This is a genomic window from Burkholderia sp. BCC0044, assembly GCF_902832955.1.
Taxonomy (GTDB): domain Bacteria; phylum Pseudomonadota; class Gammaproteobacteria; order Burkholderiales; family Burkholderiaceae; genus Burkholderia.
The window spans coordinates 125,904-145,271 of sequence record NZ_CADFDO010000004.1 but is presented as its reverse complement, the minus strand read 5'-3'; the positions used below and the strand labels follow the sequence as shown (position 1 = coordinate 145,271).

General features: G+C 67.7%; 17 protein-coding genes. 7 read left to right on the top strand and 10 right to left on the bottom strand.

Annotated features, from left to right (window positions below):
* Positions 1 to 70: 70 nt before the first annotated feature.
* Positions 71 to 1,279, bottom strand: a complete 1,209-nt coding sequence (locus HWX14_RS23460; RefSeq protein ID WP_175884768.1) for an ABC transporter substrate-binding protein — start codon at positions 1,277 to 1,279, stop codon at positions 71 to 73.
* 229 nt (positions 1,280 to 1,508) lie between these two features.
* Here HWX14_RS23460 and HWX14_RS23455 point away from each other — a divergent pair, with 229 nt between their 5' ends.
* Positions 1,509 to 2,366, top strand: a complete 858-nt coding sequence (locus tag HWX14_RS23455; protein WP_175884767.1) for an FCD domain-containing protein — start codon at positions 1,509 to 1,511, stop codon at positions 2,364 to 2,366.
* Positions 2,367 to 2,425: 59 nt separating this feature from the next.
* On the opposite strand, the gene HWX14_RS23450 is transcribed toward HWX14_RS23455, so the two are convergent.
* Genes HWX14_RS23450 through HWX14_RS23440 form a run of 3 tightly spaced genes read right to left on the bottom strand, consistent with a single transcriptional unit; the run spans position 2,426 to position 6,732 of the window.
* A complete protein-coding gene (locus tag HWX14_RS23450) occupies positions 2,426 to 3,865 on the bottom strand; it encodes an aldehyde dehydrogenase family protein (protein WP_175884766.1) in 1,440 nt (479 codons plus the stop codon).
* A 30-nt stretch (positions 3,866 to 3,895) separates the two neighbouring features.
* Positions 3,896 to 5,293 (bottom strand): aspartate aminotransferase family protein, encoded by a 1,398-nt coding sequence (locus tag HWX14_RS23445; protein ID WP_175884765.1) that lies wholly within the window; start codon positions 5,291 to 5,293, stop codon positions 3,896 to 3,898.
* A gap of 50 nt (positions 5,294 to 5,343) precedes the next feature.
* A complete protein-coding gene (locus HWX14_RS23440) occupies positions 5,344 to 6,732 on the bottom strand; it encodes an APC family permease (RefSeq protein ID WP_175884764.1) in 1,389 nt (462 codons plus the stop codon).
* Between the two features lie 251 nt (positions 6,733 to 6,983).
* On the opposite strand from HWX14_RS23440, the gene HWX14_RS23435 reads away from it, so the two are divergent.
* The 5 genes from HWX14_RS23435 (at position 6,984) to HWX14_RS23415 (ending at position 12,124) form a co-directional block, all read left to right on the top strand.
* Positions 6,984 to 8,078 carry an AraC family transcriptional regulator gene (locus HWX14_RS23435; RefSeq protein WP_175884763.1) on the top strand — a complete coding sequence of 365 codons (1,095 nt, stop codon included), beginning with the start codon at positions 6,984 to 6,986 and terminating at the stop codon, positions 8,076 to 8,078.
* Positions 8,079 to 8,663: 585 nt separating this feature from the next.
* Positions 8,664 to 9,380, top strand: coding sequence for an ABC transporter permease (locus HWX14_RS23430; protein ID WP_175884762.1), 717 nt, complete (start codon positions 8,664 to 8,666; stop codon positions 9,378 to 9,380).
* Entirely contained in the window at positions 9,377 to 10,288 is a 912-nt protein-coding gene (locus HWX14_RS23425; RefSeq protein ID WP_175884761.1) for a glycine betaine ABC transporter substrate-binding protein, read from the top strand. The genes HWX14_RS23430 and HWX14_RS23425 overlap by 4 nt, the downstream gene beginning before the upstream one ends.
* Before the next feature lie 10 nt (positions 10,289 to 10,298).
* Complete coding sequence (locus HWX14_RS23420) at positions 10,299 to 10,952, top strand: ABC transporter permease (protein WP_175884760.1); 654 nt, start codon at positions 10,299 to 10,301, stop codon at positions 10,950 to 10,952.
* On the top strand, positions 10,949 to 12,124 hold the full coding sequence (locus HWX14_RS23415) for an ABC transporter ATP-binding protein (protein WP_175884759.1): 1,176 nt from the start codon (positions 10,949 to 10,951) through the stop codon (positions 12,122 to 12,124). Before HWX14_RS23420 ends, HWX14_RS23415 begins: the two co-directional genes overlap by 4 nt.
* Before the next feature lie 22 nt (positions 12,125 to 12,146).
* On the opposite strand, the gene HWX14_RS23410 is transcribed toward HWX14_RS23415, so the two are convergent.
* Complete coding sequence (locus HWX14_RS23410) at positions 12,147 to 12,629, bottom strand: sugar ABC transporter ATPase (RefSeq protein WP_244130312.1); 483 nt, start codon at positions 12,627 to 12,629, stop codon at positions 12,147 to 12,149.
* A 177-nt stretch (positions 12,630 to 12,806) separates the two neighbouring features.
* On the opposite strand from HWX14_RS23410, the gene HWX14_RS23405 reads away from it, so the two are divergent.
* The gene (locus HWX14_RS23405) at positions 12,807 to 13,787 is read left to right on the top strand and encodes a helix-turn-helix domain-containing GNAT family N-acetyltransferase (RefSeq protein ID WP_175884758.1); all 981 of its coding nucleotides are present in this window, start codon (positions 12,807 to 12,809) and stop codon (positions 13,785 to 13,787) included.
* A gap of 258 nt (positions 13,788 to 14,045) precedes the next feature.
* Here HWX14_RS23405 and HWX14_RS23400 read toward each other — a convergent pair whose 3' ends face one another.
* From HWX14_RS23400 to hutC, 5 genes are all read right to left on the bottom strand, one after another.
* The gene (locus HWX14_RS23400) at positions 14,046 to 15,293 is read right to left on the bottom strand and encodes an MFS transporter (protein ID WP_175884757.1); all 1,248 of its coding nucleotides are present in this window, start codon (positions 15,291 to 15,293) and stop codon (positions 14,046 to 14,048) included.
* A 285-nt stretch (positions 15,294 to 15,578) separates the two neighbouring features.
* Positions 15,579 to 15,908 carry an H-NS histone family protein gene (locus tag HWX14_RS23395; RefSeq protein WP_050016590.1) on the bottom strand — a complete coding sequence of 110 codons (330 nt, stop codon included), beginning with the start codon at positions 15,906 to 15,908 and terminating at the stop codon, positions 15,579 to 15,581.
* A gap of 297 nt (positions 15,909 to 16,205) precedes the next feature.
* Positions 16,206 to 17,555: a reverse transcriptase family protein gene (locus HWX14_RS23390; protein WP_175884756.1), complete on the bottom strand. Its 1,350-nt coding sequence runs from the start codon at positions 17,553 to 17,555 to the stop codon at positions 16,206 to 16,208.
* Between the two features lie 253 nt (positions 17,556 to 17,808).
* Positions 17,809 to 18,381 (bottom strand): Osa protein, encoded by a 573-nt coding sequence (locus HWX14_RS23385; RefSeq protein WP_175884755.1) that lies wholly within the window; start codon positions 18,379 to 18,381, stop codon positions 17,809 to 17,811.
* A gap of 205 nt (positions 18,382 to 18,586) precedes the next feature.
* Complete coding sequence (gene hutC / locus HWX14_RS23380; RefSeq protein WP_175884754.1) at positions 18,587 to 19,342, bottom strand: histidine utilization repressor; 756 nt, start codon at positions 19,340 to 19,342, stop codon at positions 18,587 to 18,589.
* Between the last annotated feature and the right edge of the window lie 26 nt (positions 19,343 to 19,368).

Here is a 19,368-nt window from a genome sequence, read left to right as displayed (position 1 = left end):
GGCTTCCATGTCGGAAAGGAAGGTAACGGACGCCCGCGGCGCGCGTGGCGCCGCGAACGCATGCACGGCGTCACGCGAGCTTGCAGCCCGTCTTGTCGAGCGGCAGGAACGACTGCCCGGAGCTGACGATGTCGGCGTAGTCGTCCGCGTTCTTCATCCGGCTCTTCGGCTTGCCCTTCAGCAGGTAGTAGTTCTTCAGCACCTGGTGATCGCCCTTGCGGATTTCCTCCGGGCCCGTGAGGCCGTCGTACTTCATCCCTTCCATCGCCGCGACGACCTTCTTCGGATCGGCGCTGCCGGCCTTCACCATCGCGTCGATCAGGATCTTCGAGCAGATGTACGAACCCGCGAGGCTGTAGTTCGGGTTCGCCTTGAACGCGGCGTTCGCGCGCTTCACGAGATCGCGGTTCAGCGGCGAATCGATGCCGTGCCAGTACTGCGCGCCGAAATACACGCCGTCGCAGATGTCCGGCCCGAGCGCCTCGAACTGCTCGAGTCCCGATGCCCACGCGAGCAGGATCGTGCAGTTGCGCTTCATCCCGAAGCTGACGGCCTGGCGCAGCGTGTCCGACGATTGCGAACCGAAGTTCAGGATCAGCAGCACGTCCGGCTGCGCGGCCGCCGCATTCGTCAGGTAGCCGCTGAACTCCTTCTCGGCGAGCGAGTGATAGCTGTTGCCGACGTGCTCGATGCCCTTCTCCTTGAACACCGCCTTCGCGGCCGACAGCAGCCCGTCGCCGAACACGTATTGCGGCGTGATCGTGTACCAGCGCTTCGCCTTCGGCAGCATCTGGATCAACGGGCGCACCGTCTGCTCGATCGCGCCGAAGGTCGGCACCGACCAGCGGAACGTCGACGCGTTGCAATCCTTGCCGGTGATCTCGTCCGCGCCGGCCGTCGTGATGAACACGCCGTCCGCCTTCTGGACTTCCTTGCCCATCGCCAGCGATTCGGACGACAGGATGCCGCCCGCGAAGAAGCGCACGCCCTTCTGCTGCGCAATTTCCTGCACGCGCCGCACGGCGGTCGCGGGCTTGCCCTCGGTGTCGAGCGCCGTATAGGCGAGCGGCGCGCCGAGCACCTTGCCGTATTGCTTGACGACGAGCTGCATGCCGAGATCGGCGTACTTGCCGTTGGCCGCGAACGGGCCGGACATCGGCACCGGGCATGCGAGCTGGATGGGCGAGCCCTGCGCGAACGCGGCCCGGGACGACATGCTGCCGAGCGCGCCCGGCACGGCCGACAGCGCGGCCAGTTTCAACAGTTCTCGGCGATTCAAGTTGACGCTCCTCATCATGGGGGACACACGCGATACGACCGACTGCCAAACCGTGCCCACGCCATGTCTGGATGCGCGCCGCCGGTTGATCCTATTTATCATGATAAATAGAATGAACCTGATGCTAGAGTTGATCAAAATTGGTGTCAATCAGGCAAAATTCCGTACCCGCGCCGGGACCGGTCGTCGACGATGACGCGGCGCGCAGCCACACAAAGGAGTCGTGAAGATGGTCATGGACCGAGCCAGGGCGGGCCTCGCGGTCGAAATCAAGCAGCCGAAGCGGGCCGACCTCGTCGCCGAGGAGATCAAGCGGCTGATCACCGAGAAGGACCTGAAACCGGGCGACCGCCTGCCGCGCGAAGCCGAGCTGCAGCAGCTCTACGCGGTGAGCAAGAGCACGATCCGCGAGGCGCTGAAGTCACTGGAGGTGCAGGGGCTCATCAAGGTCACGACGGGGCCGTCGGGCGGCGGGATGGTCGTCGAGGTGCCGCTCGACCGCACGCTTCAGCTGCTGCAGAACTACCTGTTCTTCAAGGACGTGACGATCGACGACATCTATACGGTTCGCAAGCTGCTCGAACCCGAGCTGGCCGCCGGCGCCGTGCCGCACCTGACGGAGCGCGACTTCGCGGCGCTGGAAGCGAACATCGCGTGCTGCGACGGCGCGTCGGGCGTGCACGATCGCGGCCACATGCTGCGTCAGCGGCAGGAGGATACGACATTCCACGACATCCTCGCGGCCGCGAATCCGAATCCGTTCCTGCGCTTCAGCTGCGAACTGATCAACGAGATGATCCGGCAGCTGATCGAGTTCCGGAACGATACGCCGCTCGCCGAGCACAAGCGCTTCGGCGAGGCGAACGTGTCGATCCACAAGGCGATCCTGCAGGCCGCGCGCGAGCGCGATGCCGAGCGCGTCCGTGCGCTGATGGTCGAGCACATGACCGAGGCGCCCAAGCACGTGAAGCGGATGAAGGGCAAGCTGCGCGGGCGGTTGATCCTCGACTCCGAGATCCGCAGGCGGGCCGCCGCCGCGCCCGTTACGGGATTCGATGCGGCCGCAACGGATCCGGAAGAACGCTGAGCGGCGGCATGCGCGGCGCGGATGCACTCGCGCCGCGATTCATCCGGGCGATCAGGCCGTCATCGCGCGCCGCCTTCCGTGTACCCGGTCGTCCCCTTCGTTTCCAGATACTCGACGAGGCCGAACTCTGCATATTCGCGCCCGTTGCCCGAACGCTTGTAGCCGCCGAACGGCGCGGCCGGGTTCCACGCCGGGTAATTGATGTGGACGTTGCCGACGCGCAACCGCGCCGCGATCCGGCGCGCGCGTTCGAGATCCGTCGATTGCACGTAGGCCGCGAGCCCGTAGACCGAATCGTTCGCGAGCGCGACGGCCTCGTCCTCGGTCCGGTAGGTCATGATCGACAACACCGGCCCGAAGATCTCCTCGGTCGCGATCGTCATGGCCGGCGTGACGTTCGAAAACACCGTCGGCCGCACGTAGAACCCGTCCGCGAGCCCCTCCGGCCGGCCGGGGCCGCCCGCGACGAGCGTCGCGCCTTCATCGATCCCGAGCCGGATGAAGTGCTGGATGCGATCGAACTGCGTGCGGCTGACCACCGGCCCGATGCCGGTTTCCGTCGAACGCGGATCGCCGACGACGGTGCGTTCCGCTTCCCGGCGCGCCGCCTGCTCGGCCCGAGCCAGATCATCGACGTGCACGAGCATCCGCGTCGGCGCGTTGCACGACTGCCCGCTGTTGCTGAAGCAGCTGCGCGCGCCGCGCGTGACGGCATCCTCGATGTCCGCGTCGGGCAGGATCAGGTTCGGGCTCTTGCTGCCGAGCTCCTGGTGCACGCGCTTGACGGTATCGGCCGCCGCCTTCGCGACCTCCACACCCGCGCGCGTCGAGCCCGTGAACGACACCATGTCGACCTCCGGATGCCGCGACAGCGCATCGCCCACTTCATGTCCGTAGCCGTGCACGAGGTTGAACACGCCATGCGGCACGCCGGCCTCGTGCAGGATCTCCGCGAACAGGATCGCGCTGAACGGCGCGATCTCGCTCGGCTTGAGCACCATCGTGCAGCCGGCCGCGAGCGCCGGCGCGACCTTGCACACGATCTGGTTGATCGGCCAATTCCACGGCGTGATCAGCGCGCACACGCCGATCGGCTCGTGCGACACCAGCAGCGAACCGGTCTGCGTGCTGAAGCGGAACGACTGCAGCGCGCGAATCGTCTGTTCGAGGTGCGCGGTGCCGACCGCGGCCTGCATCGCGCGCGCGAACGCGATCGGCGCGCCCATCTCCTGGCTGATCGTCTGCGCGACTTCTTCGTAGCGACGCCGGTAGATCTCGAGGACGCGCGTCAGCAACGCGACGCGCTCTTCCACCGACCAACGCGCATACGTATCGAAGGCCCGCTTCGCCGCGCCGACTGCGTGATCGACATCGGCCGCATCGCCGATCGCAAGCTGTGCATACGGCCGCGCGGTAGCCGGATCGATCACGTCGATCGATCGCGCATCGACCGGATCGAGCCACTGGCCGTCGATATAAGACTGTTGTGACGTTCGCATCGAATGCTCCTGAAAGGAAGGTTGGCGCGCTCAGCGCGTCGCCCGTGCATAGGACTCGACGAGGATGTCGCGGATCCGCGCGACGAACCACACGATCTCGTCGCGCGACATCACGAGCGGCGGCGAGAACTGCACGATCGGCGTGCCTTCGTGGTCGACGCCCGCGCGGCACAGCAGCCCCGCGTCGAAGATCGCCGGCGCGAGCAGCGTCGACACGAACGCCTGCGCGCCGATACCGGCCGCCCAGCGGCGCGCGGCCTTGTCGGTCACGAGTTCGAGCGAATAGTGATAGCCGTCGCCGCGCACGTCGCCAACGCACGGCAGTTCGAGCAGCGCGTCGAGCGCCTGGCGGAACACCGCTTCGTTGTCGCGGACGTTCGCGAGCACGCCTTCGCGCTCCATGATCGCGAGGTTCGCGAGCGCGGCCGTGCACGCGACCGGATGACCGCCGTAGGTCGCGCCGTGCAGGAACATCTGCTGCGGCCCATCGAGCACCGTGTCGACCACCGCGTCGCTCGCGATCACGCCGCCGAGCGGCACGTAACCCGACGCGATGCCCTTCGCGAACGTGATGATGTCCGGCTTCAGCCCGTAGCGCGCCGACCCGAAATATTCGCCGAGCCGGCCGAACCCGCAGATCACCTCGTCGGCCACGAGCAGCACGCCGTGCCGGTCGCAAATGTCGCGCAGCCCGGCCGCGTAGCCGGCCGGCGGCGTCAGGCTGCCGCCCGCGTTCTGCAGCGGCTCGACGACGATCGCGGCGACCGTGTCCGGCCCTTCCTGCACGATCAGCGATTCGATCTCGTCGAGCAGATGGCGCGTGAACTGCGCTTCCGTCTCGCCCACCGGGCGGCCGTAGCGCTTCGTGTTGCTTACGTGCCGCACGCCCGACATCAGCGGCTCGAAATGCTTGCGGAAGTTCGTCATCCCGTTCAGCGCGAGCGCGCCGAACGACGTGCCGTGATACGCGACGCGCCGCGCGATGAACTTGCGCCGCTGCGGCTCGCCGCGCGACTGGTGATACTGGCGCACCAGCTTGATCGCCGATTCGTTCGACTCCGAGCCGCTCGACGTGAAGAACACGCGGTTCAAGCCTTCCGGCGCGAGCGCAGCGAGCTTGTGCGCAAGCCGGATCGCCGGTTCGTGGCCCACGCCCCAGTTGGTCGCGAACGGCAGCCGCGCCATCTGCTCGCGGATCGCGTCGCCGATCTCCGCGCCGTGGCTGTAGCCGACCTGCACGCAGTACAGCCCGGCCAGCCCGTCGAAATAGCGCTTGCCGTTGCGATCGACGAGCCAGCAGCCTTCGCCGCGGTCGAACACGGTCAGCGCGTTCTCGCGGTATGCATCGGCATGCGTGAAGTGCATCAGCAGGTGGCGCTTGCCGAGCGCCTGCAGGTCCGCCTCGAGATTGACGTCAACAGCGTTCATGGATCACTCCTCCTTCAGGGTTTCAGAACCGGCATCGTGCAGCCGGCCATTCAGTTCATCGACAGCGTCGGCGCCGGGCGCGTGAAGCCGCGCGTCAGCCACACGAGCTGGCCGAGGCCGAGCGCGAGCCAACCGATGCCGACGTAGAACGTCTGGCGCGACAGCCCCGACCAGAGCCACACGTTCATCGCGAAGCCGATCGCCGGCAGTACGCCGTACGCGATCCAGCCTGCGGCATCGCGATGCTCGGGCCGGCCCAGATAGCTGCGCATCACGCACAGGTTCACGATCGCGAATGCGACGAGCGCGCCGAAACTGATCATCGTCGACGCGAGATCGAGCGAGATGAACAGCGCGGACAGCGACACGACGCCGACCGCGAGCGTCGCGCGCACCGGCGTGCGCAGCCGCGCATGCAGATGGCCGAACACGCATTCGGGCAGCACGCGGTCGCGGCCCATCGCGAACAGCACGCGCGTCACGCTCGCCTGGCCCGCCATCGCGCTCGCGAAGCAGCCGGCCACGTACACCGCGACGAAGAACGCCGACAGCGTGCGGCCGCCGACCCGCCGCATCAGGTCGAGGCTCGCCGAATCGAGATCCTTGAACGCGTGCCAGTCGGGAAACACCCATTGACCGACATACGCGATCAGCATGAACAGCAGGCCGCTCGCGAGCGTGCAGAGCAGGATCGCGCGCGGGACCGTGCGCCGCGGCTCGCGCGTTTCCTCCGACAGCGTGGTGACCGCATCGAACCCGAGGAACGACAGACACAGGATCGCGGAGCCGGCGAAGATCGCGCGCGCATCGCCGGACGACGGCCATGCGACGGCCATCGACAGCCCTTCGCCGGCCGCGACGTGCGCCGACGCGATGACGAAGACCGCGATGAACACGAGCTGGCTCGCGATCAGGATCAGGTTCACGCGATTGACGAGCCGGATGCCGACGATGTTCAGCCCGGTGACCAGCGCGATGCTGCCGACGATCCACACGCTGGCCGGCACCGCCGGAAAGATCTGCTTCATGTAGATGCCGATCGCGAGGTAGCTGATCATCGGGATGAACAGGTAATCCATCAGCAATGCCCAGCCGACCATGAAGCCGGCCGACGTGCCGAAGTTGCGGCTCGCGAACGTATAGGCCGATCCGGCGCTCGGCATCAGCCGCGCCATGTGGCCGTAGCTGCGCGCGGTGAACAGCATCGCGATCAGCGTGACCGCATACGCGGCGGTCAGATGCCCGTTCGTCTCGCTCGTGACGAGGCCGTAGGTCGTGAACACCGTCATCGGCAGCATGTACGCGAGGCCGAAGATCACCAGCGTCGAGAGCCCGAGCAGGTGCGGCTTGCGTGCGTCCGTGTCGCTGCGCGGCGTGGTCTCGCCGAAGTCTCGCGTCGCGGCGGTTGATGCGGGTCGACCTGGCCTGTCGTTGTCCATGCTGTCCTCACGTGGGTGGCGTCCATGACTTCAACACGCGTGCGTCCGGCGCTATCGACGGGGCACGACTGGAAGAAAGTGTGGTGCGTCAAAAAATCGAGAACGAATGAGAAAAACGGACGTAATCGAGGGATATTTCCGGACACGTGGTCGTGCATCGTGCCGTCCGGCCTTGCATGCTGCTGTGCCGCACTGGCGTTTTGCGGACATTCCGGCTATGTTCTACGCGACCCCGTCACCGCCTCGGCACCATGGACAGCCGTTCCCCACGAAACCAGAGCCGGGCCGAACGCAGCCTGCGTTCGGCGCTCGGCCTCGCGCGCCCGGCCGGGCGCCAGGAAGACATTCCCGCCACGGTCCACGCGATCGCGGTCGCGCTGGACGAGTGCCGCGTGCGGCACATCGACGGCGCCGCGCTGCTCGAAGGCACGGGGCTCGGCGCGGACGAAGTCGCGTCGCCGAACCTGCACGTGAACCGCGGCCAGGAACAACGTTGCTTCCGCAACCTGCTGCGCCGCAGCGGCGTGCCGTCGATCGGGTTGTCGATCGGCGCGCGGCTGCATGTGTCGACGCTGGGGCTCGCCGGTTACGCGATGCTGATCAGCGGTTCCGTCATGCAGGCGTTCCGCTGCATGGGCCAGTTTCCGCTGTTCATGGGGCTGTATTTCGACGTGCGCGTCGACACGCACGCGGGCGGCATGAGCGTGTCCATCGGCCGCTACAACGGCGAGCCCGATCTCGAGGTATTCCAGGCCGACATGTGCCTGTCGAGCCTGCGGCTGATCGTGTCCGATCTCGTCGGCAAGCCGGTATGGCCCGAACAGGTGCAGCTCGCGCGCCGCACGCCGCGCAACGCGGCCGACTATGCGCGCCACTTCGGCTGCCCGGTCGTCTTCAATGCGGACGACAACCGGCTCGTGTTCACGTCGGTGAACGGCACGGAAGCGCCGCGGCTCGCGAACGAAGTCAGCTTCAATGCATTGCACGGTCAGTGCGAGATACTCGAACGGCAGTGGGCCGCGTCGGTCGGCACGCGCTTCGCCGATCGCGCGAAGGAGCTGATGGCGCGCGACCTCGTGCGCTTCAAGTCGATGACGGCGCTCGCCGACGCGCTGCACCTGACCGAACGCACGCTGCGCCGCCGGCTCGACAAGGACGGCATCACGTTCCAGTCGTTGCTCGACGACGTGCGACGCGACGAAGCCGTGCGATTGCTCGACGATCACACGCTGACGGTCGCCGCGATCGCGGAGCGGCTCGGCTACAGCGAGCCGCGCAGCTTTCGTCATGCGTACCGACGCTGGACCGGCAGGACGCCGCGCGCGGAGTCCGACCCCGACGCGTGAATCCGCTGCGCGGTATTCGGCGATCACGCTCGTGCCGACCACGTGTTCGGCACGAGCGCGCGATGACGACGGTTTTGCCGATTGATTCGGTCTTCGAATCAATTTTGACGCACCCCGTGCTTCGCTGCCGCACGCCCGGCGACGCATCGCCGCGATCGTCCGCCGGGTAGACGCGATTAATCGATTGCTCTATACTCGCGTCAACTTCATCACAAAACGCATGATCTCGCGCGCAACGTGATGTCATTTCGCACTTCGTTGCGCATGCATCCGTTTCGCCACGTCAAAGGGGCCACCGGCCCCAGCGGTCGGCTGCCAGCCGTCCGCATCCATGCCGTCTTCACAGGACGGTGCCCTGCCCGAACGCGCCTCGTTGTTACGGCGCCGCCGGGCTGAACCTGACAATCAGACGAACGCGTCGCAGCGTTCACCCGACCGCCAGCCGCACCTCGGTGCAGCCGGCAGCACTGTTTCCGTCAGTTCAATCGCGGCCATGCCGGGATCACGAACTTCCATCGCGACGCCATTGGCGTCATCGCGGCGTGCGCCTGCGCGCGCCGCACCGAATCGAGGAGGCGTATCTTCATGACTCGACGCACTGTCCAGCTGGTGGGCAGCCTGGTGGCAATCATCGCAGCGGGATGGGCATTGGCCCGCGGCATCGGCGCCGACACGTTCCATCAGCGCTCGGACGATCTCGCCTACTACGCGGGCCAGCACATGCTGCTGGTCGCCTATTCGATGACGCTGGCCATCGCCGTGGGCGTGCCGGCCGGCGTGCTGCTGAACCGGCCGCGCTTCCAGCACCAGGCCGAGCGTTTCATGCAGGTCTTCAACATCGGCAACACGATCCCGTCGCTCGCCGTGCTGGCCATCGCGCTCGGCATCTTCGGCATCGGCGACGTGCCCGCGATCGTCGCGCTGTTCCTCGCATCGCTGCTGCCCGTCACGCGCAACGCGTACGAAGGCATGAAGAACGTGCCGGCCGCGCTGCGCGAAGCCGCGAAGGGCATCGGCATGACGGGCTGGCAGTCGCTGGTGCGCGTGGAACTGCCCAACGCGCTGCCGATCATCGTCGGGGGCGTGCGCACCGCGCTCGCGATCAACGTCGGGACGGCGCCGCTCGCGTACCTGATCGGCGCGGACAGTCTCGGCTCGCTGATCTTCCCCGGCATCTACCTCGACAACCAGCCGCTGCTGCTGCTCGGCGCATCGCTCACCGCGATCCTCGCGCTGGCGCTGGACGGCGTCGTCGCGGCCGGCAGCCGTCACTGGCTCGCACGCCACGGAGGTGCCGCATGACGCTTCAACGCTTCCTTCGATCGCTCGCACGCGCGGGCGCCGCCGGCGCACTGTGCATCGCGGCCTGCACCCCCGCATTCGCCGCGAAGCTCGTGCTGGGCGCGAAGAACTTCACCGAGCAATACGTGCTCGCGGAACTCACGTCGCAATACCTGCGCTCGCGCGGCTACGACGTCGAAGTCCGCGCCGGGCTCGGCAGTACGCTCGCGCGCAGCGCACTGGAGAACGGCCAGTTCGACCTGATGTGGGATTACACGGGCACCGCGGCGCTCGTCTACAACAAGATCCAGGACAAGCTGTCGCCCGACGAAATGTACCGGCGCGTCAAGGCGCTCGACGTGCCGCGCGGGCTCGTGTGGCTCGACGCGTCGCCGCTCAACGACACCTACGCGATCGGCCTGCCGAGCGAGCTCGCGCAGGCCACCGGCATCCGCACGGTGTCGCAGCTCGCCGAGCACCTGAAGAACAATCCGGCCGCGAAGCACTATGTATTCGGCATGGACGCGGAATTCGCGAATCGCCCCGACGGCCTGAAGCCGCTGCTCGCCGCGTACGGCATGCAGTTCAGCCGCGCGCAACTGAAGCAGATGGATCCGGGGCTCGTCTATACGGCCCTGCACAACAACCAGTTGAAGATCGGCCTCGTCTACACGACCGACGGGCGCGTGAAGGGCTTCGGCATCGTGCCGCTCGAGGACGACAGGCAATTCTTCCCGCCGTACAACGCGACGCCCGTGGTCCGCAAGGGCACGCTTGAAAGCAATCCGAAGCTCGCGACGCAGCTCAATGCGCTGTCGGCCGCGCTCGACAACGACGCGATGCAGGCGATGGCCAAGGCGGTCGACCTCGACGGCCAATCGCCGCGCGACGTCGCCGATGCGTTCCTGCGCACCCACCCGCTACCTTGAAGGAGAACCGGTGAACGTATTCGACTATCTCGCTTCGAGCTGGCCCGAGCTGCTGCAGCTCACGCTGCAGCACATGTGGCTCGTCGCGATCGCCGTGGGCTGCGCGATCGTCGCCGGCGTACCGCTCGGCATCCTGATCAATCGCCACGACTGGCTCGCCGGGCCGCTGCTCGGCCTCGCGACGCTCGTGCTCACGCTGCCGTCCATCGCGCTGTTCGGCCTGATGATCCCGTTCTTCTCGCGCTTCGGCCAGGGCATCGGCGCCGCGCCCGCGATCACGGCCGTGTTCCTCTACTCGCTGCTGCCGATCATGCGCAACACCTACCTCGCGTTGCACAACGTGGATGCGGGGATCAAGGAAGCCGGCACCGGCATCGGCATGACGTCGTGGCAGCGCCTGCGTCTCGTCGAGCTGCCGCTGGCGGTGCCCGTGATTCTCGCGGGCGTGCGCACCGCGGTCGTGATGAACATCGGCGTGATGACGATCGCCGCCGTGATCGGCGCGGGCGGCCTCGGCACGCTGATCCTGCGCGCGATCGGACAGAGCAGCATGATGAAACTGCTGGTGGGCGCGGTGCTCGTGAGCCTGCTCGCGATCGTCGCCGACCGGCTGCTGCAGATGCTGCGACGTGCATTGACACCGAAGGGAGTGCAGAAGACATGATCGAACTCGACAAACTGACCAAGACCTTCACGCGGAAAGACGGCCAGGCCGTGCGCGCGGTCGACTCCGTGAGCCTGTCGGTGCCCGAAGGGGAAATCTGCGTGTTCCTCGGCCCGTCGGGCTGCGGCAAGACCACTACGCTGAAGATGATCAACCGGCTGATCGCCGCGACATCGGGCCGCGTGCTGATCAACGGCGAGGATACGGCGCAGCTCGACGAAGTCGACCTGCGGCGCCACATCGGTTACGTGATCCAGCAGATCGGGCTGTTCCCGAACATGACGATCGAGGAGAACATCACCGTCGTGCCGCGCCTGCTCGGCTGGGACAAGAAGCGCTGCGCCGGGCGCGCGCGCGACCTGATGTCGATGGTCGCGCTCGATCCGAAGCTGTACCTGAAACGCTATCCGCGCGAGCTGTCGGGCGGTCAGCAGCAGCGCATCGGCGTGATTCGCGCGCTGGCCGCCGATCCGCCCGTGCTGCTGATGGACGAGCCGTTCGGCGCGGTCGATCCGATCAATCGCGAGTCGATCCAGAACGAGTTCTTCCAGATGCAGCGGCAACTGAACAAGACCGTGATCATGGTGAGCCACGACATCGACGAAGCGATCAAGCTGGGCGATCGCATCGCCGTGTTCCGGCGCGGCCAGCTCGTTCAGTACGATCACCCCGACACGCTGCTCGCCCGCCCGCGCGACGAGTTCGTCGCGCAGTTCGTCGGTCAGGACAGCACGCTCAAGCGCCTGCTGCTCGTGAAGGCCGGCGACGCCGCCACGCAGCCCGAAACGGCGCGCGTCGATACGCCGCTCGCGCACGCGCTGGCGGTAATGGACGAAACCGACTGCCGCTACCTGACCGTGCTCGACGACGCGGGCCGGGCGCTCGGCTACGTGACGCGCCGTGCGGCACGCACCGACGGCGGCGTGTGCGGCGAACGCGCGACGCCGTTCCCGGCCGGCGTCGCGGCGGACGACAACCTGCGCATCGTGCTGTCGAAGATGTATCAGTACAGTGCGTCGTGGATGCCGGTGCTCGACCCCGACGGTGCGTGGCTCGGCGAGATCACGCAGGATTCGATCGCCGCGTATCTCAGCTCCGGCCGGTCGCGCCGGCAAACGGGCCAGCCGCCGGGCAGCCCGGCCGACGCGGCGGCCGCGGTCGCCACGTCCTGAGTCGCGCCCGGGCCGGCACGCATCAGCGCAGCGGCGTGCGGATTTTTCCGTCGACCTTCAACGTGCGCCGCTCGCGCGCGGCCTCGTATTCGACCATCTGCGCAGGCGTGACCGTGCCGTAGGATTGCCCGTTCACGTAGACGACGCCGTCGCGCAACTCGACCCTGTCGCCGTTGACGGTCGCGGTGGCCCGGTCGCCCTGCAATACCGCGCCCGAGCAGCCGGCGGTCGAGAAGCTGCGGACCGACGCACCCGGCATCGCGGCGTTCCCGCCGCCCTGATCCGCCGCATGCGCGGCGCTGCACGGCGGCGCATCCATGGTGCCGGCCGCGTGGAGCGGCGGCGCGCCGATGCCGCTCCCGGCAAGCAACGCGATCGTCATCGGCAGCAGCTTGTTCATGGTGATCTCCATGGTCCGCGGTCGTCGATCGGCGATCGATCGACATCCTGCCCGCGGGCCGGCCAGCGCCGCCCAGTATGCGGCCGCTTCGCCGCGCACGGCCATCCGCTTCAATACCAGTCGCGCCCCGCCATCCCCGTTCGCCCCCGTGTCTCGCCCGCTCCGGCATCGGCCGCATGGAAGCCCCACCCCGAAACAATCGACCCCCGTGAAAATCCGCCTTGCTCAAGTTGCGACTCGCAACTATTATTGCTTGCGATACGCAACCTTTCGGGAACAACCATGGATCTCATCGACGCACCGGCCAAGCCGCGCGACGCGACCATCCTCGAGCTGCGCGACTTCTCGCGCAAACTGGTGCGCGAGCTCGGCTTCATGCGGGCGACGCTGGCCGACAGCGACTGGGCGCCGTCGGCCGTGCACGCGATCCTCGAGATCGGGATGGCGCCCGGCATCAACGCGAAGGATCTCGGCGCGATCCTGCGGCTCGACAAGTCGAACACGAGCCGGCAACTCGCGCGGCTCGAAGCGGCCGGTGTCGTCGAGCGGCGCGTGTCGAGCGAGGATGCGCGCGCGATCGAGCTGTACCTGACCGCCGAAGGCAAAAAGCTGCAGAAGCGCATCGACACGTTCGCGACCGACCAGGTGTCGAATGCGCTACGCCGCATGATCCCGGCCGACCAGCAGGCGCTGCTGCGTTCGCTCGCGCTGTATGCCGATGCGCTCGCGCAGGACAACGCGGCCAGGGCGAGCGTCGCGCCCGCCGATGCACCGTCGATTCGCGAGGGCTATCAGCCCGGCTGCATCGGCGACATCGCGAGCCTGCATGCACGCTTCTATGCGGAACACTGGGGTTTCGGCGCCTTCTTCGAGCAGCGCGTGGCGACCGAGCTGGCTGCGTTCGCGGGCGCGCTGCCGGCCGACGGCAAGGCGCTCTGGCTGTGCCAGGAAGACGGCCGGACGCTCGCGTCGCTCGCGATCGACGGCGACCCGGCGACGGGCGTCGCGCACCTGCGCTGGTTCATCGTCAACGACGCGTTGCGCGGCTCGGGCGTCGGGCGTCAGCTGATGACGCTGGCGATGCGTTTCGTCGACGAACACCGGTTTCGCGAGACCTACCTGTGGACCTTCAAGGGCCTCGATGCCGCGCGCCATCTGTACGAGTCGTTCGGCTTTGCGCTGACGAGCGAGTCCGCGGGCACGCAGTGGGGGACCGAGGTGGTCGAGCAGCGCTTCAGCCGGGCCGGGCCGGCGGGCGGTTGAGATCGGCGGCCAGCCGTCGCCGCGCAGGTCGCCGTCGTTCCCGCAGCGACGCTCGCGAGCCCGATACGGGCGCTGCCGAACCGCATCGCCAACCCGCCGCCCGTCAGCAGGTTGAACCCGGCCTGCGCGCGCCGCACACCGAGCGGTTCCGAAAACGCGAGCCACGGTTCCTTGCCCGAGCCGATCGCGCCGACGGTCTGCTGTTCCGCTGCATCGTGGTTTCCGGCGAAATCGTGGCGGCGCGTGCGCGCAGCGCGCTCATTCCAGCTCGACGCCCTTGAGCTCGGGAATCAGGAACAGCGTCGCGACCATGTCGAGCACGTAGAGGCCGGCGAGTAGCGCGATGGCCGTCTGGAACGAGTAGTGCGCGGCGAGCGCGCCGACCGCGACCGGGCCGAAGCCGCCCACCGCGCGGCCGATGTTCCACAGCACGTTCTGCGCGGTCGCGCGTGCGGCCGTCGGATAGCCTTCCGACATCAGCGTCCCGTAGCCGCCGACCATCCCGTTGACGAACATCCCCATCAGCGCGCCGGCCCACAGCATCGCCGTCGGGTCCGACAGCCGCGCATACGCGATGACCGTCACGACCGAGCCGAGCTGGTACAGCAGGAACGTCGGCTTGCGGCCGATGCGGTCGGCCAGTTGGCCGAACACCCAGACGCCGATCATTATCCCGACGACGGTCGCCGCCGTCCACAGCCCCGATTTCGTCAACGAAAAGCCCATCTGCTTCGACAGGAAGGTCGGCAGCCAGATCATGATCCCGTAGTAGCCGAAATTCTGGACCGAACACAGGATCACGATGCCGATGCTCGTGCGCGTGGTGCGGCCGTCGGCGACGAGCATGCGGAACGCGTTGGACTTCGGCTGCGTCGCGCGCTGCACGAACGCTTCCGGCTCGTGCAGCCTGTTGCGCATCACCCAGGCGAGCAGCGCCGGCAGCACACCGACCACGAACATGCCGCGCCAGCCGATGTGGAGCAGCAGAAACGGCGTCAGCAGCGCGGCCAGCAGCACGCCGGCCTGCCAGCCGAGCGCGACGTAGCACGACACGCGGGCGCGTTTGCTGGCCGGCCACGCTTCGGCCGCGAGCGCCATGCCGATCCCGAACTCGCCGCCGAGGCCGATGCCCGCGATGGTGCGATAGACGAGCAGATCCTCGAAGCCGCGCGCGAACGCGCACAGGCCGGTGAAGATCGCGAACAGCAGGATCGTCCAGGTCAGCACGCGCACGCGCCCGTAGCGGTCGCTCAGCGCGCCGAACACGATGCCGCCCGCGACCGCGCCGATCAGCGTCCACGTGACCAGCGCGCCGCCCTGCCCGGGCGTCAGGTGCAGCGCCGCCGTGATCGCCGGCAGCATGAAGCCGAGGATCAGCAGGTCGAAGCCGTCCATCGCATAGCCGATCGCCGACCCGGCCAGCGCTTTCCACGCATACGCGTCGACCTGCTCCACGCGCGGGGCCGACGGGCCGCCGAGCGTCGAAGATTTGATGTTTGCCGCCATGATGTCCTGCCACGAATGTCCGGCGACATTCTAAGGCCAGTGCCCGCGAACGACGGAGGCGGACGCGCGCCGGCCCGCGCTGGCCGGACGGCGGGCGGGAAACGGCGGGCAATGCGCGGAAACGGAAAAGAGAAAGAAAAAACGTCGATCCGGTGCGGCGGCGAGGCCGGCGATGTCGCGATCAGGCCGGACACCGGATGAAAGACAGCAGGCTGGCGGGGGATTGCCGGCCGGCCCGCGTGCGCGAACCGGACGGCGCCGGATGGCCTTGCGGCGCGGCGGGCTTCAGCCCTGATCGTCCCCGGGCCACCAGGTCCTGGCCTCGCGGTCGACGGCGAGCGTATCGAGATCCTTGCCTTCGAGCCATTTCGGCCGCGGGCCGCGCCCCGACCATGAGCGGCCGGTCGACGGATCGTAGTACTTGGCAGGCGCCTTGCGCTTGCGCTGGACGATGTAGCCGAGCGCGCTCAACACTTCCTGCTGCGAAATGCCCAACAGCTCGACCTGTTCCTTGAAAGCCGCGAGCGCGGCTTGCTTCTCCTTCTGCTTCGCCTCTGACAGCTTGATGTTCAGGTCCCGAAGTTGTGCTTCGAGTTCCTGCAGGGCCTGGGTCATGTATTCATCCTCTTTGGGCATGTTTTTGCAAAAAACTCCGATGGCCGAACCTACCACGAAGTTCCGCCGATCGGGGCTGTCAAATACGTGAATCGTCCATCTGAGCCGACATGATTTGCGCGATGCGCACTAGTCGACGTCGTGCGTCACTGACAGACAGGGCCGCGCCGGCAACGGACGGCGGCGGCGACAAGTGATCGCCTCGCCATGGCACGGGCGCGGCATGGCGCGAATGATAGCAGTGCGCGGCGTCGTGTTGCAGAAGTCGCAGACCTGGGCCGATGCAGGCCCGGCGGTTCAGCAGTCTTCGCCGCCGGCATCCCACGCAATCCGGTCGAACAGCGCGCGCAGCTTCGCGCCGCGCGCCGCGTTCAGCGCGGTCGCATGCGCGACGCGTCCGGCCAGATGCGCACGGAAATCCGGATGCGCGTCGCGATTCTGCGACGCCGGGCCGCACCGGACGCAATTGGTCAGGATGGCCTTCAGGCGATCGAATTCGTCGCGCGCCAGATTCGGATGACGGTTGACGACCACGCCGGCCAGTTGCTGCCGCGTGCCGCGGCGCATCACACGCGTCTTGCGCAATTGCAGCGCGAAGCCTTCCTCGAGTGCGATCGCGGCGACCCGGATCCGCAGCCGTTCGATGTCGCGCGCGAGCGCGCCGCCGCCGGAAAACGCGAGATCGTCCGCATAGCGCGTGTAGGTCGCACCGAGCGAACGCGCGAGCGCAGCAAGCCGCATGTCGAACCGGAACGCGCACAGGTTCGCGAGCGCCGGCGACGTCGGCGCCCCCTGCGGCAGATGCCGTTCGCGGTAGCGCTGGCGGCCGATCCAGTCGAACCGGTCGCGCAGGTCCGGTGCGAGCAGCCGCGCCGACGGCACGCGATTGGTGCACAGCCCGGTGAGCGTACGCGCGACTTCGGCCGGATAGCCGAGCGTCGCGAACAGCGCATGCACGCGCGCGGCGCGCACCGACACGAAGAAATCCGCGAGATCGAAGCGCACGACGACATCGCGATCCGCATGCGGCGCCGCGAACGACACGATCCCGTGCCCCTTGCGAAAGCCGTGTACCGCGCCGTGCGGCGCAATGCGATCGAGCAGCCCGTGCAGGATGCGGCGCTGGGCTTCGCGCAAGCGCCCCTTCGGGATCTCGACGAGCCGGCACCCGCCGCTGCGCTTGTCGAGCGCGACGTATGTGTAGTGATGCAGCGGCGTGGCGCTGCTGCCTGCGTCGACGCGCCAGTGATCGGCCAGCCAGTCGAGTTCCGGCGGGCTCACGCCGAGCCAGCCGGCGAGATCGCCGGGCGTCGGCCACTGCGGCAGGTCGCAGCCGGCGAGCGGCGAAGGCGGCGGTCGCTGAACCAGCGGCCGCCGCACGATGCGGATCACCGCAGGCCGACGGTCGCCATACCATGCACGCACGAACGCGGGCGCCTCGGCCAGCACCGCCGCGAGCGCGTCGGTGTCGGTATCGGCCCAGTTCGCGCCGAAGCGCACGAGCGCGGCGTCCGCGCATTCGTGCGTCCATGGCGGCGCTTCGCCGAGCACGGCGGCCATCCGCGCGACGATGCCGCCGCGGTCGGGCGAACCGGCGAGCATCGCGTCGGCAATCGTGCGGGTGGTGTCGCGCAGGGATGCGTGCATGGACGAAGATGGGCGGGACGATGAGTCAACGTGGCTGGTGCTGCGAGCGCAGTCGTTGCGCAACGCGCAACATGCGCGCTTGCGACGCATCGGCGTATCGATCTGATCCACGGGGTAGCCCCGTAGTCCTGGAACATCGGCTGCCTGTTCCGGGCGTGTGCTTGACCCGCCGCCCCGCGTCGCGACTTTAATCGGCGGCGACGCGACGTGTCAAATCGAGCCGGACGATGCGCGCTGCGCGGCGGCGTCGCGCTTATGCGCGCCGGCTGAACAGTTCGCTGAACGCGATCGGCGCCACGCCGATGCCGGTCATGCCGTTCAGTATCGTCGCCCAGCTCGCGTCGGCCACGCTGACGGGAAACGACCGCACGCGATGAGCGAGCAGCCAGAAGGTGCGCGTCATGCCGTCGCTCATCGCGACCTCGTAGCCGCTTGTCGCCGCCCAGTAGCCGACCGACGGCAGCGTCACCGGTGCGTCGCGGCCGCTCCTGAATGCCGCGGCAGCCGTCGCGAACTTGCTGTCGAGCGACATGGCCCGGCGCGGTACGCAGTCCTGCGAATCCTGTTTCGGGAACGCGGGGCTCGTCTCGAGCCAGCGGCGATAGAACCTCTCCGCGTCGATATGGACGACAAAACGCTCCACGCCACCCGGTTCGGCCTTCAGATAGCAGTCCGCCTGGTTCGGCACGGGAACGCGCCACATCGCGCGCTTCGCGCTCAGGTCGACCAGTTCGCACGCCATCGGCCGGAGCTGGATGGATGAAGCGGATCCGGAGTCGCGCAGGTCTTGTGCACGCAGGATGCCGTTACGCAGACGTGTCAGCATGGGCCCTCTCTTTCTCTCGATTTTTTTCGAATGAATCAGGGGCCGTGGCGCGATGCGGCTGCCCGGTTCCCCGACGCTCCCGACCGAATCGGGAACCCGCGCAGTGTATCGCCTTTCGATGCAGGTCCATCACGGCCGATACGGCGGCGCCGGCCAGCGCCGGCTGACGCGGCAAACAGCCGCTTCGCCCAGCCGCCCTGCTTCCCTACATGTTGCCCGCCAGATGAAACCGCGACGCCGGATGCCACAGCCTGACCGACGTGGCGACCTGCTCGCCGACCCACGTGCGGCGTCGCAGCAGCAGGCACGGTTCGCCGATTTCCATCACGAGATGCCGACGCACCTGCGCGTTGGGTTTTTCCGCGTAGATCCGGAACTCCGCGCGCTGGATCGGCGCCAGTCGCACCATGTAATGATTCGGCGTCTCGAGCGTGAAATCCTGCTCCAGATACGCGGGAAACAAGGCCGGATTGACGTAGCGATCCTCGAACTGGATCGGTTCGTCCTCCTCGTAATGCACGATACGCGAATGAAACACGGGCCCGGCGCGCAGGCCGAGCGCATCGATCGCGTCCGGATCGACGCTGCGCTCGATCAGCAGCACGCGCGCACTGTGCCGATGGCCGCGCTCGGCGATTTCGTCCGCGATGTTGCGGATCTCCAGCACCGTCGACTCGTAATGCCGGCGCTCGACGAACGTGCCGGCCCCCTGGATGCGCGTCAGCACGCGCTCGGCCGTCAGCTCGCGCAGCGCGCGCGACACCGTCATCCGCGCCACGCCGAATTCCTTGACCAGTTCCGCCTCGGTCGGGATCGCGCCGCCGGGCTTCCAGTCGCCCTTCGCGATCCGCTCGACGACGTAACGCTTGATCTGCTGATAGGCCGGCAATGCCCGCGCCGGCACGGCGTCGGCCGATGCCAACGCCTGCCGGGCGGAAAGTCTGCGTTCCGTTTCGCTCATGCGCCCTCGACCGGATGAATGTGGGG